This is a genomic window from Geobacillus sp. (assembly GCF_017515625.1).
In the GTDB taxonomy this organism is placed as follows: domain Bacteria; phylum Bacillota; class Bacilli; order Bacillales; family Anoxybacillaceae; genus Geobacillus; species Geobacillus stearothermophilus.
The window spans coordinates 1-20,382 of record NZ_JAFWFM010000012.1 but is presented as its reverse complement, the minus strand read 5'-3'; the positions used below and the strand labels follow the sequence as shown (position 1 = coordinate 20,382).

The following is a 20,382-nucleotide window of genomic DNA, read 5'->3' as shown; positions in this document are numbered from 1 at the left end:
GTTTCGCTGACCGGCTCATTCGGTGCTTCCTTCACCGCCGCTTTCGGCGCTTCGCTCACCGGCGCCTTCGGTGCTTCCTTCACCGCCGCTTTCGGCGCTTCGCTGACCGGCGCCTTCGGTGCTTCCTTCACTGCCGCTTTCGGCGCTTCGCTCACCGGCGCCTTCGGTGCTTCCTTCCCCGCCGCTTTCGGCGCTTCGCTGACCGGCGCCTTCGGGGCTTCCTTCACCGCCGTTTTCGGCTCTTCGTTGGCCGGTGCCTTCGATGCTTCCTTCCCCGCCGCTTTCGGCGCTTCGTTGGCCGGTGCGTCATTCGCCGGCGTTTTGCCTTCTGGAGCAACGGCGCCGAACTCTGTATCAATGTCGATCGAAACGAACGGCTTGGCTTCCGCGTATGGGTGCTCTTCTATTTTCGCTTTTTTCGGCGGCGCCTGCCATTTTGTTTCTTTTTTGACCGGCACTCCCGCCGTCGGCACTTTGATTTTCATTCCGGGCATAATCATATCCGGGTCGCTTACATGCCCATTTATTTTTTTCAATTGTTCAAAATCAACCCCATATTTTTGGGCTATTTTCCAAAGAGTATCTCCCTTCTGAACAATATGGATTTTCACTCCGCTCCCCCTCCTACACCGATACTGTTTGCACTCTATCCGACCGATGCTTGTTTCCCGATATCGTCTTTCAACACAATGTATGACGATGAGCGCCCATTTATGATAAAAAAATCCCCGGCCGGACGGAAGCGATTCCGTCACGCCGGGTTGGGGAACTAGGCAAGAGCAAGCATGCGGTCAAGCGCCGCTTTCGCCTGACAGGCCACTTCGTTCGGAACGGTGATGCGGTTGACGACCACACCTTGTTCCAGTGATTCAAGCGCCCAAACGAAATGCGGCAAATCAATCCGATTCATCGTCAAACACGGACACATGTACGGATTTAAAGAAATAATCTCCTTATCCGGATGTTCGTTCTTTAACCGGTTGACCAAGTTCATTTCCGTCCCGATGGCCCATTGACTGCCGGGCGGGGCGTTGCGGATCATTTCGATAATATATTTCGTCGATCCGGCGTAATCCGCCTGCTGGACGACTTCCCAGCTGCATTCCGGGTGAACGATAATGTTCATTTCCGGTTTCGTCCTCCGAATTTGTTCGATTTGCCGGACGGTGAAGTTTTCATGCACCGAGCAATGCCCTTTCCAAAGGATGACTTTGACATTGTCAACCGGCCCGCTGCATTGCAGCGACTCTTCACGCGGATCCCAGACCGCCATCTCATCGAGACTGACGCCGAGCGCATAGGCGGTGTTTCTCCCTAAATGTTGATCCGGCAAAAAGAAAACCCGCTCTTTTTGCGAAAACGCCCATTTGACCATGTTTTTCGCGTTGGACGACGTCACCGTCGCCCCGCCTTGGCGGCCGACAAACGCTTTAATCGCCGCCGTCGAGTTGACATACACAAGCGGGATGATCGTTTCGCCAAATAAATCCGTGAGCGCTGCCCACGCCCGCTCGACTTGGAAAAGATCAGCCATATCGGCCATCGAACAGCCAGCGCGCATATCGGGCAAAATGACCACTTGTTCCTCTCTCGTCAAAATGTCGGCCGTTTCCGCCATAAAGTGGACGCCGCAAAATACGATATACTCCGCTTCATCGTTTTTTGCCGCCAGTTGGGCCAGTTGAAGCGAATCGCCGGTCGCATCGGCAAACTGGATGACTTCATCTTTTTGGTAGTGATGCCCAGGGATAAACAAGCGGCGGCCGAGCCGCTCTTTTATCGACCGAGCGCGGGCCTCGAGCTCGCTTTTTTCCATCGTTCTATAGCGCTCTGGCATGTCATCGAGCCGTTTTAGCTGCTCCAGTACGTTCATTATTTTCTCCCCCCGTCATTGTAAATCAAAACTAATGTCAAGCGCTCGAGCGGAATGGGTTAAACATCCGAGCGAAATGTAGTCGACGCCGGTCGCGCCGTACGCTGCTACGTTGGCGAGCGTAATTCCCCCGGACGCTTCGGTGATGATCGGCTTTGGCACGAGCCGGACAAACGAACGCACTTCATCCGGCGTCCGGTTGTCAAACATAATAACGTCTGCCCCCGCTTCGACCGCCTCGAGCACTTCCGCTTCCGTTTCCGTTTCCACCTCGATTTTCACCATATGGCCGAGCCGCTCCCGCACCGCTTTGACCGCGTCGGCGATCGATCCGCAAAAGGCGATATGGTTGTCTTTGATCATGACGCCATCATACAAGCCAAAGCGATGGTTGTAGCCGCCCCCGCACGTGACGGCATACTTTTCAAGCATGCGCAGCCCGGGAGTTGTTTTCCTTGTGTCGCAAATGCGCGTATGACTGTCACCGAGCAAATCGACGGCTTGGCGCGTCACGGTGGCGATGCCGCTTAGGCGCTGAAGCAAATTCAAAATGACGCGCTCGCCGGACAACAGCGCTCTGACCGGGCCGGATGCAGCGGCGATCGCTTCGCCGGCTGCGACCCGCTCGCCGTCCCGTTTCATAATCGATACTTCGACGCGCGGATCAAGCAGCCGATATCCGGCTGCAATGATGCCGACGCCTGCTATGACCCCGTCCGCTTTCGCGGCAAACACGCCCGCCGCCCGCTCATCAGCGGGAAAAACCGTTTCACATGTGATATCGCCATCGCCGATATCTTCAAGAAAAAACTGCCGCAGCAATTGCTCAAGCTTTACCTCGTTCATATCCCATCCCCCTGTTTACTTGGCTCATTCACCGTCCAGCCGGCAAACAGGCCCATTCTTCTTTCGTCCGCACGAGGCGCCGCCCTTGCCAGCTCGGATGCGGATGCGGAAAATCGCTCCGGTAATGGCCGCCGCGGCTTTCTGTGCGGCGAAGCGCCGAAGAGGCGATCAGCCACCCGGCAAGCAGCATATACCCTGTTTCGATGTCCTCGGCCGCCAACGTCTCGACATCACCTTCAAGCCAATACGGCAGAGAAAATTGTTCCAGCCAATCAACCGCCTCACGAAGCCGGCTGCCATCACGCACGATGCCGACACGTGTAGACAGCTGTTCGCGAATCAACGCCCGCTCCGGCAGCGTCGGGCCGAATGGGCAATTGGACCTTCGGGCGCACCCTCCTTTCGCCGGCCAGTCGTCCCGGCGGCTGATCGAACAGGCAGCGCGGGCGCCAAATACAATGGCTTCAAGCAAGGAATTGCTGGCAAGCCGATTGGCGCCGTGCACGCCGGTGCATGCCGCTTCCCCGACAGCGTATAAACCGGGTACGGTCGTCTGCCCCCACTCATTGACGACGATGCCGCCCATGACAAAGTGGGCGCCCGGCACGACCGGAAGCCGGCCGGCTTCCCAATCGATCCCATGCGCTTCGCACAGCGCGGCAATCGTGGGAAAGCGGCGGCGAAAATGGGGGACAGCGGAAATATTCAAATAGACGCAGCCGCCGCGGTCAATCTCGGCAGCGATGGCGCGCGCGACGATATCGCGCGGCGCCAAATCGCCAAGCGGATGGACGCCGTCCATCACGCGCCGCCCGTCTTCCGTCTCTAACACCGCTCCCTCGCCGCGCACCGCCTCCGATACAAGCCCGACCGCTTTTCCCATGGCGGCCAACATCGTCGGATGAAACTGGATGAACTCCATATCCGCCACCGCCGCACCGGCGCGATACGCCATGGCAATGCCGTCGCCTGTTGCCGTTGGCGCATTCGAAGTAAACGTGTACAACCCCGCGCAGCCGCCGGACGCCAATACGACAGCGGACGCACGCCAGACCGAAACACGGCCGTCTTCCCGCTTCGTTTTCACCCCGACGCAACGGCCGTCTTCGATCAACAAGTCAATCACTTGTTCCCCCTCGACGATCGGCACACGGTCATTCAGCTGCTGAAGCAAAAACGAAACGAGCGCCTTTCCGGTTTGGTCGCCGCCGGCATGCAAAATGCGGCGGAAGCTGTGCCCGCCCTCAAGACCGACAGAAATCCGGCCTGATTCGTCGAGATCAAACGCCATGCCGGCGTTCATCCATTCCTGCAGCCGCTCCGGCCCCTCGCGGACGATGAGCTCAACCATTCGTTCATCGTTATGGAGACAACCGGCGGTCATTGTATCGTGAAAATGGCTGCGCCAACCATCTCCTTCCGCCAACGCCGCCGCCACCCCGCCTTGCGCCCGCCATGAGTTGCTGTCCGATCGGCCTTTCTTTGTGAAGATCATCACATTTTCATGCCGCGGCAAATAGTAAGCGACCGTTAACGCCGCCAGTCCGCTGCCGACAATCACAACGCCGCCTTCTCCCATGTTTGGACGCTCCTTTCTTTCCTCCTGTCTTGACATCTATATTTACACATATTTAAACTAATGGCAAGAGGTTGGCTGAAAAAAATGAAGTGAGGCGGGAAACGATGATTTATTTGGACTATGCAGCGACTACACCGATGTGCCAAGAAGCCATTGCGGCCTACGCCGAAGCAGCAGCTGTTTATTTTGACAACGAAAGCAGCCTGCATGACATCGGAACGAAAGCAAAACAACTGCTCACCTTATGCCGGCGCGAGTTGGCCGCCATGATCAACGGGGAAGCGGAAGGGGTGTATTTCACAAGCGGCGGCACGGAAGCGAACGTGCTCGCGGTCCGTTCGCTCGTCGCCGCCCGCCGGCAGAACGGAAATCATTTGATTACGACGGAAATCGAGCACGCCTCTCTCCATCATCTGTTCAAACAGTTGGAAACAGAGGGGTACCGTGTCACTTACTTGCCGGTCGACCGTTTTGGACGCATCCGTCTCGAAGATTTGGAGCGGGCGATCACGCCGCAGACGATTCTCGCTTCCATCCAGCACGCCAACTCGGAAATCGGCACCACCCAGCCGCTTGCCGACATCGGCCGCCTGCTGCGGGCGCGCGGCGTCCTTTTCCATAGCGATTGCGTCCAAACTTTTGCTAAAATACAGCTAGACGTCAAAGCCATGGCGATTGACAGCATCTCGGTGTCCGCCCATAAAGTGTACGGGCCGAAAGGCGTCGGAGCGGTGTATATCGATCCGCGCCGCCATTGGAGTCCGGTGTTTCGGGGAGCGACGCATGAATCCGGCTTTCGCCCGGGAACGGTCAACGTGCCGGGCATCGCCGCCTTCATCACAGCCGCAAAGCAGCTGTACGATCGGATGGAAAGCGAGCAAGCGCACTTCGAACGGCTGCGCCGCCGGCTGCTTGACGCCATCACCGTCAAACAGCTGCCGATCACGGTCGAAGGCCATCCCGACTACCGGCTCGCCCACATTGTCGGTTTGACCGTTAACGGGTTGGACGGGCAGCTGGTGATGCTCGAATGCAACCGCGCCGGCATCGCCATTTCCACCGGCAGCGCCTGCCAGGTTGGACAGCAGGCGCCGTCGCGGACGATGCTCGCCGTCGGAAAAACGCCGGAAGAAGCGAAGCAGTTCGTCCGCATCTCCTTCGGCATGGCGACGACACAATCTGACATTGACGAACTCGTATCCACGCTCGAACAGATGATCTTGCCGCAAAAGGGGGGATGGACAGGATGAAGGAGGAAAAGAAAATTTTAGGGGAAGCAAGGCGCCAGCTCATTTTGCAGTGGCTGAAAGAAAGCGACACACCGCTTACCGGCGCCGAGTTGGCGGCGAAAACGAACGTCAGCCGCCAGGTGATCGTCCAAGACATTTCGCTGTTAAAGGCGCGCAACGAACCGATTATCGCGACAAGCCAAGGATATCTGTATTTAAAGCCGGCTGAGCCGGCCAAAACGTATACGCGAACGGTCGCCTGCTTCCATACACCCGAGCGGACGAAAGAAGAGCTGTATTTGCTCGTGGACTGCGGCGTGACGGTGAAAGACGTCAAAATCGAACATCCGGTCTACGGCGACTTGACCGCGTCGATCATGGTCAGCAACCGCCTGGAAGTGGACCAGTTTATCACCAAAATCGAAGCGACGAAATCGTCGTATTTGCTTCAGTTGACGGATGGGACGCATTTGCATACGCTTGAGGCCGACTCACCGCTGAAACTGGATGCCGCCTGCCACGCTTTGAAACAAGCCGGCTTTTTAATTGAAGCCTAAACGGAAACCGCATGCACGTAAAGAAAAAAACGCGGACAGGAACACACCGTTCGCGTTTTTCACCTGTTTTAGGCAAAATAATATGGATAACTGCCCAACAGCTGCACCGTGCAGCCGAGCGCTTCGATTTCGGCGATCGCTCCCGGAATGAGCACCTCGTCGAGCGGCGCGTCGATATCAATGATGAAAAAGTAGTTTCCGAGACCTGTTTTCGCCGGACGCGACTCAATTTTCGTCAAGTTGAGCCGCCGCCAGGCAAACGCCGACAGCACCTGATGGAGCGCGCCAGGATGGTCTTGCGGCAACATCACAACGACAGTCGTTTTGTCGCCGGCATAAAGCGGCGAGTTGGGCGAAAGCGGCTCATTCCGCCGGCTGACAACGATGAAGCGCGTATGGTTGTAGTCATAGTCGTGAATATTCTCTTGGACGATCACCAGCCCATATTCGTTGGCAGCGAGCCGGTTGGCGATCGCGGCCGCCGGCAAGTGGGGGTGTTCGCTCACAAATTTGGCGGCAGCGCTCGTCGATGTCATCGGCACTTGACTGGCGCCTTTGAGCACCGTATGTAAAAATTTGCGGCATTGGGCGATGGCGTGTGCGTGCGAGTACACCTCTTTCACTTCGCGCCAGTGTGGGGCATGATACGGGTGCACAAGCAAATGCTGCTCGATTGGGACGACAATTTCGCCGATGATCGGCAGCGGCTGTTCATGAATCAAATAATCGAGCGTTAAGTTGACCGACCCTTCCAATGCATTCTCAAGCGGCACAACGGCCGCCTTAATTTCCCCAGCGGCGGCGGCGTCGATGCAGTCGGGAATCGTATTGTACGGCTCGCGCGGCTCCGACGGAAACAGCGCCGCGACCGCCGCTTCGGTAAACGTCGCCTTCGGTCCTAAATAGCCGATTTTCATTTCGCTTGCCTCTCCCTTGCTTTAATACACTCCTGAACCGACAATTTCCACTTTTTCGACAAATTCAAGCCTTCTCAACTTCCCCAACAGGTCATCGATGTCTTCATGCATATCGTTCGTACTGACGGAAAGCGTCACGTTCGCCCGCCCTTGCAGCGGGATCGTCTGGTGAATCGTCAACACGTTGCAGCCGGCCGCCGCCACGACGCCAAGCAGCTGTGACAGCGTGCCCGAGCGGTCTTCCAAATGGAAAAACAACGTCACGATATTTTCTTTCGTCACCGCCTGAAACGGAAAAATGGCGTCGCGGTATTTGTAAAAGACGCCGCGGCTGATGTTCGCAAGTTGCGCCGCCTCGGCGACCGAGGCGGCTTTTTTCCGCTCAAGCAGCTGCTTAGCCAGCACGACTTTTTTCATCGCTTCCGGCAGGACATCTTCGCGCACCAAGTAAAATTTTTTCTCCACCGCACCTTCCCCCGCTTTTTACCGTTCATCCCAGTCGTCGACAAACTCAAACTCGTAATCGAGCAGCCGGACGGTGTCGCCGTCTTGCGCCCCGCGCTCGCGCAGCGCATCGTCCACCCCCATGGCCCGCAGCTGGCGGGCGAAGCGGCGCACCGATTCTTCACGCGAAAAATCGGTCATTTTCAACAGCTTTTCGATTTTATCGCCAGATAGAATAAACGCTCCGTCGCTGCCGCGGGTGATCGTAAACGGCGGCTTCTCTTTCTCATACTTATAGACGACACGCTGCACAGCCGGCTCTTCCGGTTCATGGAGCGGGAACTCCGGCGTTGTTTCCAATAAATCCGCAATGGCAAACAAAAGCTCGCGCACCCCTTGCCTTGTCGCGGCTGAAATTGGAAAGACCGGCACCGCCTCACCGACTTTCTCTTTGAAGCGGCGCAAGTTTTCTTCGGCACCTGGCATGTCCATTTTATTGGCGGCGACAATTTGCGGCCGTTCCGTCAAACGCAAGTTGTATTGCTTCAGCTCCTCGTTGATGACGACGTAATCGTCATACGGGTCGCGTCCTTCCACCGCCGCCATGTCGATGACATGGACGATGACGCGTGTCCGTTCAATATGGCGCAAAAACTGATGCCCAAGCCCCACCCCTTGATGGGCGCCTTCAATCAGCCCCGGCAAGTCGGCCATGACAAAGCTGCGGCCGTCTTCTGTTTCGACAACACCTAGGTTGGGCACAAGCGTTGTAAAATGATATTCCGCGATTTTCGGCCGCGCGGCGGAAACAACCGACAGCAACGTCGATTTGCCGACGCTTGGGAAGCCAACAAGCCCGACATCGGCAAGCAGCTTCAATTCCAAAATGACGTTTCGCTCTTCGCCCGGTTCGCCGTTTTCGGCGATTTCCGGCGCCGGATTGGCCGCAGTCGCGAACCGGGTGTTGCCGCGCCCGCCGCGCCCGCCTCTGGCGACGACAAACCGCTGTCCGGCTTCCGTCAAATCGGCGAGCACCTCATTTGTATCGGCATCGATAACGACCGTCCCAGGCGGCACTTTGACGAGCAGGTCTTCCGCATTTTTCCCATGCTGGTTTTTCGACATGCCGTTTTCGCCACGCGGCGCTTTAAAATGGCGCTGGTAGCGAAAATCCATTAGCGTTCGCAGCCCTTCGTCCACGACGAAGACGACGTCGCCGCCCTTGCCGCCGTCCCCGCCGGCCGGACCGCCTTTCGGGACGTATTTTTCCCGGCGGAACGCGACCATGCCGTTGCCGCCGTCCCCGCCTTTTACATAAATTTTCACTTGATCGACAAACATGGCTGTTCCTCCGATTCGCTTCCATCATGACAAAATGAGTGTAGCTAATATTTATTATTGTATACAGAGCCAATTCAATGCTGTCAATATGTGCTTACCAATAAGGCGACCCGGAGCCGAGCGGCAGCTCGAGCTCCACCGTCAATTCGTCCGCCCCGACAGCAAACGACACGAGCCGAAGCGGTGCTGATGGCTCACAGCGCTCGAGGCAGGCGCGAATGGCATCACCATCCCGCCATGCGCCGCGGCCGTCAAAAAAGAGCCCCACCCGCCCATCCGCAATCTCAATCGTCACGCATAAATGGTTTTCCGCCTGCTCATCGGCCTGCGCCTCAAGCAGACGAAAAAACCGGCGGCACCATTCGCTCAATTGTTCGTCATACGGCGACAAATCAGCCTCGCCGCCGACAATTTCATACTCAAGAAAAATCGGGTGCGGCTCCCAGTTGTACGTCATCATCAGCTCAGCAAACCGTTCGGCCTTTAAGTTCGTTAACCGCGTTTCCTGCTGCGCTTCGCCGATAATGCCGTTGATGATTTCTTGCACCCGCTCCACTTTATTGAGCGCCAAATGGCCTTTAATGAGCTGGATTTTGTTCAGCCAGTCATGGCGGGCATGGCGCATCACTTCGACGACAGTCCATCGCTTTTCCATGCAACGCTCCCCTATTCAATGCAGCGCAGCTTCCCGCGCCGCCTGTTGTTTCCTTCTCCCTTTTTAGAGAGGACAGTTTACTTTTACTATAGCATTTTCTGACAGCGAACGGGAGCGGTTTTTCGAGGGGAAAAAGAAAAACTCTAACCGCCACGGTTAGAGTTTTTCGAAACAATATTACGCTTCTTGACTGACCGGATAGACGCTCACGCGTTTGCGGTCGCGGCCGAGCCGTTCAAAACGGACGATGCCGTCGATTTTGGCGTACAGCGTGTCATCGCCGCCACGGCCGACGTTCAAGCCCGGATGGACTTTCGTTCCGCGTTGGCGGTACAAAATCGAGCCGCCCGTGACGAATTGGCCGTCAGCGCGTTTCGCGCCAAGGCGTTTCGCGATCGAGTCGCGGCCGTTTTTCGTCGAACCGACCCCTTTTTTCGAAGCGAAAAATTGCAAATCGAGTCTCAGCATGGCAGTCACCTCCTGCTACTTCCATGTTACACGGATGAATTTTCCGTAATCGCGTTCGATCGTCTTCAGCGAGACGACCATCGCTTTGAGCAAAAGCTGCACTTTTTCTGCCGTCGCTGCTTCTTCCAGCTCCGGAAGCTCACAGCGAAGATAGCCGCCGTCTTGGCCGAGCGACACATTCGGGCGGACGCCGGTGAGCTCCTCAATGGCGTTGATCGTGCCGAACGAAACCGCCGAAGCACCGGCGCATACAATGTCCTCTCCGCGTTTCGCAAAATGGGCATGCCCTTCCATCGTAAACGCGCGAATGCAGCCGTCCGCCTCCCGTTCAATCGTGACGCGAATCATCTTATGCGTTGATTTTTTCGATCACGACTTTGGTGTACGGCTGACGGTGGCCTTGTTTGCGGCGATAGTTCTTTTTCGCTTTATATTTGAAGACGATGATTTTCTTTTGCCGGCCATGTTTTTGCACTTTCGCCGTCACGGTTGCGCCTTCGACCGTCGGGTTTCCGATTTTCACCGTTTCCCCGCCGATGAACAACACTTTGTCAAACGTGACCGTATCGCCTTCATTGGCATCCAATTTTTCAATGTAAATTTCTTGGCCTTCTTCCACTTTCAATTGTTTGCCACCAGTTTCGATAATTGCGTACATGCATCGCACCTCCTTCATAATACTCAGACTCGCCAGCGTCAAGGCGGTTCCGAATGGAACGCTTCACAACCCGCGCTGAGCGGTTGTAGTACGGGTGCGTCTTTTTGCGACAGCCGCCCTCTTTTGTCCTTTCCGAAAGGGACAAAAAGTCTACAACGTCATTTATAATAACATAGAAACAGCCTATCGTCAACCACTATTTTCCCCACAAAAGCCAACAAAAAAGCGGCGGTCGCCGCTTTAATAAATGAGTGCACCTAGTGGCGCGTCGGTCCGCTTTTCCGCAAAAAACGCATGCAGCAGCTCATTTTCATCGAGCGTCATCCGCTCGCCGCTCCCGCCAGTGACCTCGATCGCATGCTTTTGTCCACGGTAAAAGCGGTGCAGCACGGCCGAGATGCGCTCCTCGGCGGAGACGGTGATTGTCTGCAGCCTTGTATAGTCGCCTTTTTTTCCGTAATACCGTTCAAGCAAAAAGCGCATCACGATATACGGATGCTGCTTCCACTCCTGCCAGACGGCATGCGCCAAAAAAGCGGCGATCACCCACAACTCCAACTGGCGCGGCACCGCGACGAGCAAAAGGATCACGCCGGCAACGAGCATCGCCGCTGAGATGGCAACCATATTCCGGTGCGCCTCACTGAACGGGCGGCGATACGAAAGCAGCAAAAACAACAGTTTGCCGCCATCAAGCGGCCAAACCGGCAGCAGGTTCAGCCCGAAGACAGCAACGTTATAGTGAAAAAACAATTCCCAGCTCCCGTCATCCATCCAACCGGCCTTCCAGAAAAAACACGCTGCGGCCCCGAGCCAAAGATGCTGCGCCGGCCCGACGAGCGTCACGATCCACTCCTCGCGAAACGGCCGGTTTCCATGCTCTTCCACTTCCGCTACCCCGCCAAACGGCAGCAGCAAAATCCGTTTCACCCGCCACGAAAAAAACGCCGCGGCCGCCGCATGGCCGAGCTCATGAACAAGGACGATAAAAAACAGCAAACAAAGCTGCTTAAAATGGGCGGTCAGCACCGCCATGCCGCCGATCAGCCATAACAACGGATGAACATGCAGTTTGCCAAGCAGCCCGATATACTTATTCAAAGGAGATCACCTGGATGGGGTCAATAAATTTATCTCCCTGCTTAATGGCAAAATAAAACAGCCCTTTTTGGTTATCCGTTTCGCTCGCTTGGACGGTGCCGATCTCTTTTCCCATTTCGACAAAATCGTATAGTTTCACCGATATCGTCCCTAAATGGCCATACCACGTCTCGCTGCCGTCGGCATGCTGAATGACGACTGTTTTCCCGAGATTCTCTTTCATGCCGGCAAAGGTGACGATCCCTTCTTTCATCGCTTCCACTTTGGCTCCATTCTCAGTTTCGATCGTCACACCCTCCCCGTTTTTTTCAAAACTTTCGAGAATCCGTCCAGAAGCCGGCACTGCATAGGATGAAGCCGTTTTCACCTTTTCTTCCTTTTTCGGGGCAAAAAAAGCGAGCGGCTCGCCAAACGTTTGTTCATACCAAGCCGAGACAGCGGCGAACTGAAATTCCGTCTCCATCGTCCGAGCGACAAACTGCCGGGCCGGCTCGAGCGAAGCGGACGGATGTTTGAACAAAATGGCGGTGACGAGCACAAGGCAAGCGGCGATGAGCGTTTGAAAAAGAAACCACTCTTTGCGGAACAGCGGGTGCGGCCCCGATTCAAACGAATAGCGGTCGTACGTAACGACCGGCAGCCCGTACCGCTCCTCATCAGCGGCGCTCCATCTAGATTCTTTTGGATCCTGCCCCTTATATTGACGTTCCCTTCTTCGTTTTTCAATGCGTTTTTTCATCTCACGGACGCGTCGATCCATACGTCCCCCCTCCACCTTTCCAACAACGTTTGTACTAATTTATGAGACAACCTCATGGAATATGAACGAGCGTTTTTCGCCGCGCCTCGCCGAACACGTCCGCGAACAAATCCCTCAAACGGTTTCACACCAACGTTTCGGCTGAGCGCCGCAACCGATCGATACCATCTGCTTCCGTTGTTACAGATCAGGAATTCCAAACAGCACAACAATTATGAATAAAAAAAGAAGGCCCATTCAACGGCCTTCTTGCGCCAACTCTATTATTTCAAACTAAATATTTTCCGAATCTTTGAAAACAGCCCCTTCTCCTCTTCCTCAAGCGGCGGCAGCGGCACCGATTCGCCGAGGATGCGGCGGGCGATGTTGCGGTAAGCGATCGACGCCTTGCTGTTAGGGTCGAGCACGATCGGTTCGCCTCGGTTCGACGCTTTGATCACGTTTTCATCGTCGACAATAATGCCGAGCAGCTCGATCGACAAATGCATGACGATTTCATCGACATCGAGCATATCTCCGTTTTTCATCATATGGCTGCGAATGCGGTTGATGATCAAGCGCGGCGACTTGACGTGCTCTTCCGCTTCACGCAAGCCGATGATGCGGTCGGCGTCGCGGACGGCCGACACTTCCGGCGTCGTGACGACGATCGCCTCATCCGCGCCGGCGACGGCGTTGCGGTATCCTTGCTCAATGCCAGCTGGACAGTCGATGAGCACATAGTCGTATTCTTGCTTCAGCTGCTCGATCAGCTCTTTCATCTGCCCCGGATTGACCGCCGATTTATCGCTCGTTTGCGCAGCCGGCAGCAAATACAAATGGTTCTCGAACCGCTTATCTTTGACAAGCGCCTTTTGCACGGTGCAGCGCCCTTCGACGACATCGACTAAGTCGTAAATAATGCGGTTTTCAAGCCCCAGCACAACATCAAGGTTGCGCAGCCCGATGTCCGTATCGACCAGGCACACCCGCTTCCCCAAAATGGCAAGGGCCGTCCCAAGGTTCGCGGTCGTCGTCGTTTTGCCGACGCCGCCTTTCCCGGAAGTGATGACGATCGCTTCTCCCACGGTCACATTCTCCTTTCTAAGCGCGTCAAATTCGGCCGCAAATGCATGAGCAGCTGCAAGCGGTCGACAACAATCTGGTTATGTTCATCAACATAAGCGCATTCCATTTCATTTCCTTCGTCCGTTTTGTAGTCGGGAGCGCGGTTCATCACATCGCCGATGCGCAGCTGCATCGGCTTCATCACCGACGCGGCGATGACAGCTTCTTTGTTTCCACTATACCCAGCATGAGCAATGCCGCGCAAAGCACCGAGGATGAAAATGTTCCCCCCGGCGATGACTGTTCCGCCAGGGTTGACGTCGCCGATCAGCAGCAAATCCCCTTCGACATGAAGCACTTGCCCGGAACGGACGATGCGCGGGACAGCCGAAATTTTCATTTTTTGCACCCATTCGAGCGCTTCCGCTTTCGATATGACATTGCTTTCGATTGAATCGACGACCAAGTTTTTGGAACGGCGGATGAGCGCGCGCAGCTCCTCTTCTTGTTCGGGCGTCAAGTAACGGTTCCCGACTTTGAGATGCACGGAGACGAGCGGACTGTTTGGCGCAACGCCGGCGCGTTTGATGAGCCGCTCTTCGATTTCTTTCAACAAGTCCTCGTACGAACAGCGGTCATCCAACTGCAGCGTCAGCCCGTCTTTCGTCCCTTTAATCGTCACGTACTGCTGCTTTTGCTTTGCCACAACGTTCACCCCAACGAATAATTCTACAAAACGGGCCGTTTTTCCTCTTTTATTCTTCCTGCTCCGACCGGCGAATTTTTGCCATCCACCGTTCAAGCGGGTGCAAAAAGACGAGCAAAAACACGGCGTTTAACAGCAGCGTTGGCCATAAGCGGCGCCCCCAAAAGACGGCAAACGGCCAATCCGTCCGTCCGATCAACAGCTGGATGCCGTACACATAACTGTCAAGCACCGCGACAGCCAACAACGACAACAAAAAAAGAACGAGCCAGTTCTGGTGAAACCATCTCATCACTTTGCCCGCTCCATAGGCGATGAGCGCATAGGCAAACGCGTAAACGCCGAGCAGCTCCGTATAGACGCAATCATACAGAAACCCGAAAACAACCCCGTATCCCATCGCCCGCGTTCCGCCGAAGTGCACAGCCATCAGCACCAAAAAAATGAGAAAAAAGCGGGGAACAAAAAAATACCGGATGTATACATCGCCTTTCGGCCATACATCAACCAAAATGCTTTCACTGACAAAACATAACACCGCAAGGAAAGGGAGACGCCACTTATTCACTTTGCCTCCTCCTCTTCTTGCAGTGTTGCATCGATCGTCCGTTTCACAATCATAACGTCGTCCACATCGTACAAGTTGGCAAACGGCTTGACATAGATGACTTGCGTCAGCCCGTACTGATCCGGTTTGACTTCCGTCACTTCACCGATCGGCAATCCCTTTGGAAACACGCCGCCGAGGCCGGAAGTCAATACTTTTTGCTTCTCCTTCACTTTGGCGTCAATTGGAATTTCGCCAAGGATCAGTTCGCGTCGTTTGCTGTCATACCCTTCAATTAAGCCGAATACATTTTCGTTTCCTTGGACATACGCGGAAATGCGGTTGTTTTGGTCAAGCGCGCTTAACAGCTGCACAGTGGACGTAAATTGGGAAGCGTGCTGCACCTTGCCGACAAGCCCCGCTGGGGTGATGACGGCCATATCTTTTTTCACGCCGTGTTGCTCGCCTTTGTTGATGATGATCGTTTCCCGCCAACGATCCGGGTTCCGCCCGATCACCGTCGCCTGAATCGAAACAAAATCACGCAAGCTCTCTTTTTTATCGAGCAACGCGCGCAGCCGTTCGTTTTCTTGCCGCAGCGCCTCGACCTCGGTCTCAAGCGCCGCATATTCCTCAAGTCTTGCCTTCAGCAGTTCGTTTTCCTTATATGTACGGCGAAGATCGCTCACATTTTCAAAGAAGCCCGCGACTTGCTGGGCGGGCTTCCCAAACAGAAGCTGAACAAAACCGACCGTATCTTTTACAAACTGCTCCGGCCACGTCAATTCTTCGCGGCTGCGCAGGGAAAAGCCGATCAACATGACAAGGATGACGATGCTGACGAGCAAAAAAATGAGACGCTTATTCCCAAAAAGCTGTGGCATGCGTCACACCTTCTTACCGTCAGCGATGGTCTCTCGCCTTGTTTTTAAACAAGTCGATGTGGTCGAGCGCTTTCCCGGTGCCAATGGCCACGCAATCAAGCGGATTTTCCGCGACGATGACCGGCATGTCCGTCTCTTTGCTGATGACCTTGTCCAAGTTGCGCAACAAAGCGCCGCCGCCTGTCAGCACGATGCCGCGGTCCATAATGTCAGCCGCCAGCTCCGGCGGTGTTTTTTCGAGCGTGTTTTTCACCGACTCGACGATCGCATAGACCGTATCGTGCAGCGCCTCAGCCACTTCTTCGGCGCTGATTTCGATCGTTTTTGGCAGCCCAGTGAGCAAGTCGCGGCCGCGAATTTCCATGTTTCCGATTCCTTCCGGATTTCCGGCTGAGCCGATCTCGACTTTAATCGCCTCCGCCGTCCGTTCTCCGATCATCAAATTGTACGTTTTTCGGATGTATTGAATGATCGCCTCATCCATTTCATCGCCGGCGATGCGAATCGACTGGCTCGTCACGATGCCGCCGAGCGAAATCACGGCCACTTCAGTCGTACCGCCGCCGATGTCGACGACCATGCTCCCGGTCGGCTCCCACACCGGCAAATTGGCGCCGATCGCGGCCGCAAATGGTTCTTCAATCGTATAGGCATCGCGTGCTCCAGCCTGGCGAGTCGCATCGATGACCGCGCGCTCCTCCACGGCTGTGATGCCGTACGGCACGCATACCATCACATACGGCTTGCTGGCAAACAACCCTTTCGTTTTGACGGCCTTGCGAATGAAATATTTCATCATCGTCGCCGTCGTTTCATAATCGGCGATGACGCCGTCTTTCATCGGACGAAGCGCCACGATGTTGCCCGGCGTGCGCCCGATCATGTTTTTCGCTTCATTGCCGACGGCGACGATTTGCTTCGTGTCGCGCTGAATGGCGACAACCGACGGCTCGCGCAAAACGATCCCTTTTCCCTTCACATAAACGAGCGTATTCGCTGTTCCTAAATCAATCCCGAGATCTTTCGTCCCAATTCCAAACATATGATCGATCTTCCTTTCCGAAACGAAATGCATATGATTTTCTATTGACAACATGGATCAGATGTCAAGTCATTTATAAATTGTACAACACCGCCCGAACGGATTCGGAAAAACCCATAGTTGATATTATAACTGATTCGACAAAAAATGAGAACCGTCAGACATAGCCTTTTTCTTTCAAACTGATGAATTTTTGATCGCCGATGATGAGGTGATCCAAGAGCTCGATGCCGATGATGCGGCCGCATTCCGCGAGCCGTTTCGTCACATCGATGTCTTCGCGGCTTGGAGTCGGATCGCCAGAAGGGTGGTTATGCACACAAATGACTGAGGCGGCGGAACGTTTGATCGCCTCTTTAAACACTTCGCGCGGATGGACAATCGAGGCGTTTAAACTGCCGATGAACACCGTTTTGCGGTAGATGACTTGATTTTTCGTATTTAAATAAATGGCGACAAAATGTTCTTGCGATAAAAAGCGCATATCTTCCATGACGTATTTCGCTCCGTCTTCCGGGCAACGAATCACATAGCGGTCGGCGCAGCCGGACTGGTGGATGCGTCGGCCGAGCTCGAGCGCCGCCAAAATTTGCACGGCTTTCGTCGGCCCGATCCCTTTGATGTTCGTCATTTCTTCGACCGTTGCGTCTTTGAGCGACCTCAGCCCCTCAAAATGGCGAAGGAGACGCTGGGCGAGCTGCACGACCGACTCCTCCTTCGTGCCCGTGCGCAACAAAATGGCGATCAGTTCATGGTCGGATAAACTTTCTGGCCCTGATGACAGCAGCCGTTCACGCGGCCGGCTGTCTTTCGGCACATCGCGGATCATCCACGCCATCATACTCCCCCTTTTTTGTTTTGCTTCATCGAAAGATGGAGAGGCTTGAACCGCCCCTCGGTACGACAGCAGAATCCGTTTGCGGGGGCGTTCTTTTGCCAAAAAGCGCCAGACGGCGGCCGCCTGTGCTTTCATCTATGCCGGCGGCCACCCGAGCCGGCGCAATTCCCTCACCGTCCGCGACAGCGGCAGGCCGACGACCGTCAAATAGTCGCCTTCGATCCGTTTGACAAACAGGGCGGCGCGGCCTTGGATGCCATACGCCCCCGCCTTGTCCATCGGCTCCCCGGTCGCAATATAGGCGGCGATTTCCTCGTCTCCCAGCTCCCAAAACGTGACGGCTGTTTTTTCCGCAAACGATGTGATTGATCCATGAGGGAGTGCGATGGCGACGGCGGTCCATACGTCATGCGTTCGCCCGGACAAGAGCCGCAACATGGCGAATGCTTCTTCTTCCGTGCGCGGCTTCCCTAACAAGCGGCCATCGCACACCACGATTGTATCAGCGCCAAGAACGTACGCATCAGGGACAGACGGCGCCACCGCCTCAACTTTCCGGCGGGCAAGCAGTTGGACAGCTTCATCAGGGGGCGTTCCGGGGGCGATCGTCTCATCGGCTTGACTTTCTTGAACGTCAAACGGCCAACCGGCCAGCTCGAGGATCTGCCTGCGGCGTGGGGAGCGGGAAGCAAGCACGAACCGTGGAGGCATCGTTCATTCTCCTTTCGCTCGTTTCGGCTCGGAAGATTCATTTGTATCGTAGCAAATTTTGCGGTGAAAGGCAATTTTCTGTATAGATGCCATTTGAAGCATGAACCGTTGCAGCTTTTCCAAGTCATTTGAGCGACTGTGGGGCGGCCGAACAACGCCGCTTTCAGATTCATGTATGGGTCTGTGAAGCGGGAGGTTGTTCGGTCGTCCAAGCCACAGGCTTGCCTTCGACAGTCGAAAAATGGACAAACGGCTTTTCCGTCAAGGATATGTGAAACGTTTTCGTTGCCATCTATCTATAATAATTTGTTTTACATCCAGCCGGTCACTCGCCACGTTATATCATAGTCGACTTGTATGGAGATAAATGTAGAAACGAAAAAATCGGAAATTCTTTATTGCAACTTATATGCAATAGGCAAAAAAAAACGGGGCTCCTAGCTCCCTAGCGGCACCAATTTGATATAAGCGGCGAGCGCCTCGAGCAGCTGTTGCTGGGCTTTGGCCAACAGCGCTTCATCCCGTTGCTCTTTGTATGCGGCAAGGGCGACATACGCCTGCTTCAGCGCTTCAACATACCGCCCGACTGTTTTGTCGCTTGAAGCGTTGCTTTTTTCTAACGCGTCATACGCCTTTTGGAGCGCCTGCCAGTCATCTTCTCCTGCTTTCCTGCCGCCAAGCAAAGCCGCGGAGACCGCTGCCATGTTTTCATACAAAACCTCCCCTTTTTGGATGGCCTCCGACCGGCGCGCCGCCGCTTCGGCGGCAAACGACAGCTCTTTGACATACGTGCTTGGCACCCTTTGGCGGTATTGGTCGTTGACCGTCCGCAACGTTTCCTTATCCGCGCCGACGGCGATATAGAGCGCTGCCGGTTTTTGCCCCGCGACGACGACCGGCACGCCTGCTGTTTTGATCGATTCGGACGCCTGCTTGGCCGCCGCCGCATTCGAATAGACGCCAGCTTGAATGACCGCAATGGAAAACGGCGCTCGTACGACGCTTTCTCTTCCTTCTTCGCCCGCCGCTGTTTCAGGCTTTGTCAATTCCGTCATCGCTTCAGATGCCGGCGACGAAGCCAATTTTTCCTTCGGAATGATGCGCAGCACCGTCATGCCAAACGCCATGCCGACCAACGCAGCGACCAACGCGGCGGCGAGCAGCGACTTGGCTTGAGCCGGCAGCCGCCATGTCCGACGTCTGGCGCTTTTCTTTTGTTGCATCGCCTCGGAAACGGAAATGACCCGTTCATCCGCCTCAAGGGCGGCCGCCTCTTCCCAACCCGTCGTTTCAACATCTTCTCGAACTTGCCCATCCTCCACAACCCACAGGCCTGTTGATGGCTTGCCTGCGGATGGCCCGCCTTCTTGAAACGCGCTCACTTGGCGGCTGTCATCCGCCTCGTTTTTGGCTCGCTGTCCTTTCCCTAGATGGCTGTCCACCGGATATCCACCCGACTCCTCGGACGGCCGTCCTTCCGACGAACGCTCCACGGTAAATGGGCGGGGCTTGCCGTTGATATTCACCATAATGCGCATGCGCTGCTTGTCCATTTGGCCACCGTCCTTCTTCCTGCTTCGATTTCTTTCGCCTATCTTACCACAAACGGAAAAAAAAAGAACAAGACATTTGTCGTCTTGTCCCCGCTTCTGTTCTTCATTTTCCGACATCAACGGTTGCGAATCGCCTCGGTCCCCAGCGCTTCGACAGGAATCGGCTGCTCGCGCCCCTCATAGGTGCAAAGCTGCTTTGTCTCGCCTTTTAAGCAAACGGCATAATCGATCCCGCCGTCTTCCCGCTTCGTGGCAAGCACGTACGATGGATTCGTTTCCGGCGGCAATACATTTCCGGTAAACGGATCTTCGATTGGATCCAACAAACCGTTGCCCACCAATTCGCCATACAACAATATGGCAGAAGAACGGGCTGGCAAAAACTCCACTTTTTCCGCGCCGACATACAGCCGCGCCGCTTCATCCTATTTCGCGCAGGAGACTCCCACTTCAACGACCAAAGGGAGTAAGTGGGAGAGGAATGCGCGTTCCCCTTTTCTTTTGTGTATGATATAATAAAGGCGTGGAGAAAACCGTTTAATAAAGGCACTCCAATAACGGCTACTCGATGTATGGAGTTGGTTACAGGAAACGTTGTAACCGTAAAACATCGAGCGTAGATCCGT

Annotated in this window: 23 protein-coding genes, 1 pseudogene and 1 other annotated feature; of the genes and pseudogenes, 2 read left to right on the top strand and 22 right to left on the bottom strand. The window is 55.1% G+C overall.

The genetic code is table 11. The features are described 5' to 3' along the window. From safA to nadB, 4 genes are all read right to left on the bottom strand, one after another. On the bottom strand, positions 1 to 611 hold a 611-nt coding region (gene safA / locus IKE44_RS00840), incomplete at its 3' end, for a SafA/ExsA family spore coat assembly protein (RefSeq protein ID WP_287464733.1). 158 nt (positions 612 to 769) lie between these two features. Next, entirely contained in the window at positions 770 to 1,873 is a 1,104-nt protein-coding gene (nadA, locus tag IKE44_RS00835) for a quinolinate synthase NadA (protein ID WP_193442574.1), read from the bottom strand. A gap of 15 nt (positions 1,874 to 1,888) precedes the next feature. Continuing rightward, positions 1,889 to 2,719: a carboxylating nicotinate-nucleotide diphosphorylase gene (nadC, locus tag IKE44_RS00830; RefSeq protein WP_049624750.1), complete on the bottom strand. Its 831-nt coding sequence runs from the start codon at positions 2,717 to 2,719 to the stop codon at positions 1,889 to 1,891. 28 nt (positions 2,720 to 2,747) lie between these two features. Next, positions 2,748 to 4,298: an L-aspartate oxidase gene (gene nadB / locus IKE44_RS00825; RefSeq protein WP_055357871.1), complete on the bottom strand. Its 1,551-nt coding sequence runs from the start codon at positions 4,296 to 4,298 to the stop codon at positions 2,748 to 2,750. A gap of 104 nt (positions 4,299 to 4,402) precedes the next feature. Here nadB and IKE44_RS00820 point away from each other — a divergent pair, with 104 nt between their 5' ends. Next, complete coding sequence (locus IKE44_RS00820) at positions 4,403 to 5,548, top strand: IscS subfamily cysteine desulfurase (protein WP_287464734.1); 1,146 nt, start codon at positions 4,403 to 4,405, stop codon at positions 5,546 to 5,548. After that, the gene (locus tag IKE44_RS00815) at positions 5,545 to 6,084 is read left to right on the top strand and encodes a transcription repressor NadR (protein WP_055357872.1); all 540 of its coding nucleotides are present in this window, start codon (positions 5,545 to 5,547) and stop codon (positions 6,082 to 6,084) included. Before IKE44_RS00820 ends, IKE44_RS00815 begins: the two co-directional genes overlap by 4 nt. A 68-nt stretch (positions 6,085 to 6,152) precedes the next feature. Here the strand turns inward: IKE44_RS00815 and pheA are convergent, their stop codons facing one another. The 18 genes and pseudogenes from pheA to IKE44_RS13700 form a co-directional block, all read right to left on the bottom strand. Continuing rightward, positions 6,153 to 7,001, bottom strand: coding sequence for a prephenate dehydratase (gene pheA / locus IKE44_RS00810; RefSeq protein WP_033010956.1), 849 nt, complete (start codon positions 6,999 to 7,001; stop codon positions 6,153 to 6,155). 21 nt (positions 7,002 to 7,022) lie between these two features. Beyond that, entirely contained in the window at positions 7,023 to 7,466 is a 444-nt protein-coding gene (locus IKE44_RS00805) for an ACT domain-containing protein (RefSeq protein ID WP_033010955.1), read from the bottom strand. Positions 7,467 to 7,484: 18 nt separating this feature from the next. Then, a complete protein-coding gene (gene obgE / locus IKE44_RS00800) occupies positions 7,485 to 8,786 on the bottom strand; it encodes a GTPase ObgE (protein WP_033014266.1) in 1,302 nt (433 codons plus the stop codon). Between the two features lie 94 nt (positions 8,787 to 8,880). Further along, entirely contained in the window at positions 8,881 to 9,441 is a 561-nt protein-coding gene (locus IKE44_RS00795) for a sporulation initiation phosphotransferase B (protein WP_033010953.1), read from the bottom strand. Positions 9,442 to 9,618: 177 nt separating this feature from the next. Beyond that, positions 9,619 to 9,909 carry a 50S ribosomal protein L27 gene (gene rpmA, locus IKE44_RS00790; protein WP_008881065.1) on the bottom strand — a complete coding sequence of 97 codons (291 nt, stop codon included), beginning with the start codon at positions 9,907 to 9,909 and terminating at the stop codon, positions 9,619 to 9,621. A 15-nt stretch (positions 9,910 to 9,924) separates the two neighbouring features. Further along, positions 9,925 to 10,257, bottom strand: a complete 333-nt coding sequence (locus tag IKE44_RS00785) for a ribosomal-processing cysteine protease Prp (RefSeq protein WP_033010951.1) — start codon at positions 10,255 to 10,257, stop codon at positions 9,925 to 9,927. Position 10,258: 1 nt separating this feature from the next. After that, a complete protein-coding gene (gene rplU, locus IKE44_RS00780) occupies positions 10,259 to 10,567 on the bottom strand; it encodes a 50S ribosomal protein L21 (protein WP_033010949.1) in 309 nt (102 codons plus the stop codon). 15 nt (positions 10,568 to 10,582) lie between these two features. Further along, positions 10,583 to 10,662 (bottom strand) — a sequence feature (ribosomal protein L21 leader region). A 145-nt stretch (positions 10,663 to 10,807) separates the two neighbouring features. Continuing rightward, positions 10,808 to 11,668: a M50 family metallopeptidase gene (locus tag IKE44_RS00775; protein WP_287464719.1), complete on the bottom strand. Its 861-nt coding sequence runs from the start codon at positions 11,666 to 11,668 to the stop codon at positions 10,808 to 10,810. After that, positions 11,661 to 12,428 (bottom strand): M23 family metallopeptidase, encoded by a 768-nt coding sequence (locus tag IKE44_RS00770; protein ID WP_049624754.1) that lies wholly within the window; start codon positions 12,426 to 12,428, stop codon positions 11,661 to 11,663. Before IKE44_RS00770 ends, IKE44_RS00775 begins: the two co-directional genes overlap by 8 nt. Before the next feature lie 263 nt (positions 12,429 to 12,691). Continuing rightward, a complete protein-coding gene (minD, locus tag IKE44_RS00765; protein ID WP_287464717.1) occupies positions 12,692 to 13,495 on the bottom strand; it encodes a septum site-determining protein MinD in 804 nt (267 codons plus the stop codon). 2 nt (positions 13,496 to 13,497) lie between these two features. Beyond that, positions 13,498 to 14,190, bottom strand: coding sequence for a septum site-determining protein MinC (gene minC, locus IKE44_RS00760; RefSeq protein WP_033010588.1), 693 nt, complete (start codon positions 14,188 to 14,190; stop codon positions 13,498 to 13,500). A 40-nt stretch (positions 14,191 to 14,230) separates the two neighbouring features. Further along, positions 14,231 to 14,749, bottom strand: a complete 519-nt coding sequence (gene mreD / locus IKE44_RS00755) for a rod shape-determining protein MreD (protein ID WP_049624755.1) — start codon at positions 14,747 to 14,749, stop codon at positions 14,231 to 14,233. After that, entirely contained in the window at positions 14,746 to 15,612 is an 867-nt protein-coding gene (gene mreC / locus IKE44_RS00750) for a rod shape-determining protein MreC (protein WP_049624756.1), read from the bottom strand. Before mreC ends, mreD begins: the two co-directional genes overlap by 4 nt. A 19-nt stretch (positions 15,613 to 15,631) precedes the next feature. Beyond that, entirely contained in the window at positions 15,632 to 16,654 is a 1,023-nt protein-coding gene (locus IKE44_RS00745) for a rod shape-determining protein (protein ID WP_011232093.1), read from the bottom strand. Positions 16,655 to 16,811: 157 nt separating this feature from the next. Further along, positions 16,812 to 17,492 (bottom strand): RadC family protein, encoded by a 681-nt coding sequence (gene radC, locus IKE44_RS00740; RefSeq protein ID WP_013144611.1) that lies wholly within the window; start codon positions 17,490 to 17,492, stop codon positions 16,812 to 16,814. Positions 17,493 to 17,627: 135 nt separating this feature from the next. After that, the gene (locus tag IKE44_RS00735) at positions 17,628 to 18,203 is read right to left on the bottom strand and encodes a Maf family protein (protein ID WP_287464715.1); all 576 of its coding nucleotides are present in this window, start codon (positions 18,201 to 18,203) and stop codon (positions 17,628 to 17,630) included. A 437-nt stretch (positions 18,204 to 18,640) separates the two neighbouring features. Beyond that, complete coding sequence (locus IKE44_RS00730) at positions 18,641 to 19,756, bottom strand: stage II sporulation protein D (RefSeq protein ID WP_129447331.1); 1,116 nt, start codon at positions 19,754 to 19,756, stop codon at positions 18,641 to 18,643. A 116-nt stretch (positions 19,757 to 19,872) separates the two neighbouring features. Next, positions 19,873 to 20,178, bottom strand: a pseudogene (locus IKE44_RS13700) (pilus assembly protein PilE); the annotation flags it as partial. Positions 20,179 to 20,382: the final 204 nt, after the last annotated feature.

What these genes read in the sequence shown, in the direction of transcription:
- IKE44_RS00735 (WP_287464715.1), bottom strand. Translation starts at nt 18,203, where the DNA reads ATGCCTCCACGGTTCGTGCTTGCTTCCCGCTCCCCACGCCGCAGGCAG.
- nadA (WP_193442574.1), bottom strand. Translation starts at nt 1,873, where the DNA reads ATGAACGTACTGGAGCAGCTAAAACGGCTCGATGACATGCCAGAGCGC.
- rplU (WP_033010949.1), bottom strand. Translation starts at nt 10,567, where the DNA reads ATGTACGCAATTATCGAAACTGGTGGCAAACAATTGAAAGTGGAAGAA.
- IKE44_RS00820 (WP_287464734.1), top strand. Translation starts at nt 4,403, where the DNA reads ATGATTTATTTGGACTATGCAGCGACTACACCGATGTGCCAAGAAGCC.
- IKE44_RS00795 (WP_033010953.1), bottom strand. Translation starts at nt 9,441, where the DNA reads ATGGAAAAGCGATGGACTGTCGTCGAAGTGATGCGCCATGCCCGCCAT.
- radC (WP_013144611.1), bottom strand. Translation starts at nt 17,492, where the DNA reads ATGGCGTGGATGATCCGCGATGTGCCGAAAGACAGCCGGCCGCGTGAA.
- IKE44_RS00730 (WP_129447331.1), bottom strand. Translation starts at nt 19,756, where the DNA reads ATGGACAAGCAGCGCATGCGCATTATGGTGAATATCAACGGCAAGCCC.
- IKE44_RS00770 (WP_049624754.1), bottom strand. Translation starts at nt 12,428, where the DNA reads ATGGATCGACGCGTCCGTGAGATGAAAAAACGCATTGAAAAACGAAGA.
- nadB (WP_055357871.1), bottom strand. Translation starts at nt 4,298, where the DNA reads ATGGGAGAAGGCGGCGTTGTGATTGTCGGCAGCGGACTGGCGGCGTTA.
- obgE (WP_033014266.1), bottom strand. Translation starts at nt 8,786, where the DNA reads ATGTTTGTCGATCAAGTGAAAATTTATGTAAAAGGCGGGGACGGCGGC.
- IKE44_RS00745 (WP_011232093.1), bottom strand. Translation starts at nt 16,654, where the DNA reads ATGTTTGGAATTGGGACGAAAGATCTCGGGATTGATTTAGGAACAGCG.
- pheA (WP_033010956.1), bottom strand. Translation starts at nt 7,001, where the DNA reads ATGAAAATCGGCTATTTAGGACCGAAGGCGACGTTTACCGAAGCGGCG.
- rpmA (WP_008881065.1), bottom strand. Translation starts at nt 9,909, where the DNA reads ATGCTGAGACTCGATTTGCAATTTTTCGCTTCGAAAAAAGGGGTCGGT.
- IKE44_RS00785 (WP_033010951.1), bottom strand. Translation starts at nt 10,257, where the DNA reads ATGATTCGCGTCACGATTGAACGGGAGGCGGACGGCTGCATTCGCGCG.
- IKE44_RS00815 (WP_055357872.1), top strand. Translation starts at nt 5,545, where the DNA reads ATGAAGGAGGAAAAGAAAATTTTAGGGGAAGCAAGGCGCCAGCTCATT.
- nadC (WP_049624750.1), bottom strand. Translation starts at nt 2,719, where the DNA reads ATGAACGAGGTAAAGCTTGAGCAATTGCTGCGGCAGTTTTTTCTTGAA.
- mreC (WP_049624756.1), bottom strand. Translation starts at nt 15,612, where the DNA reads ATGCCACAGCTTTTTGGGAATAAGCGTCTCATTTTTTTGCTCGTCAGC.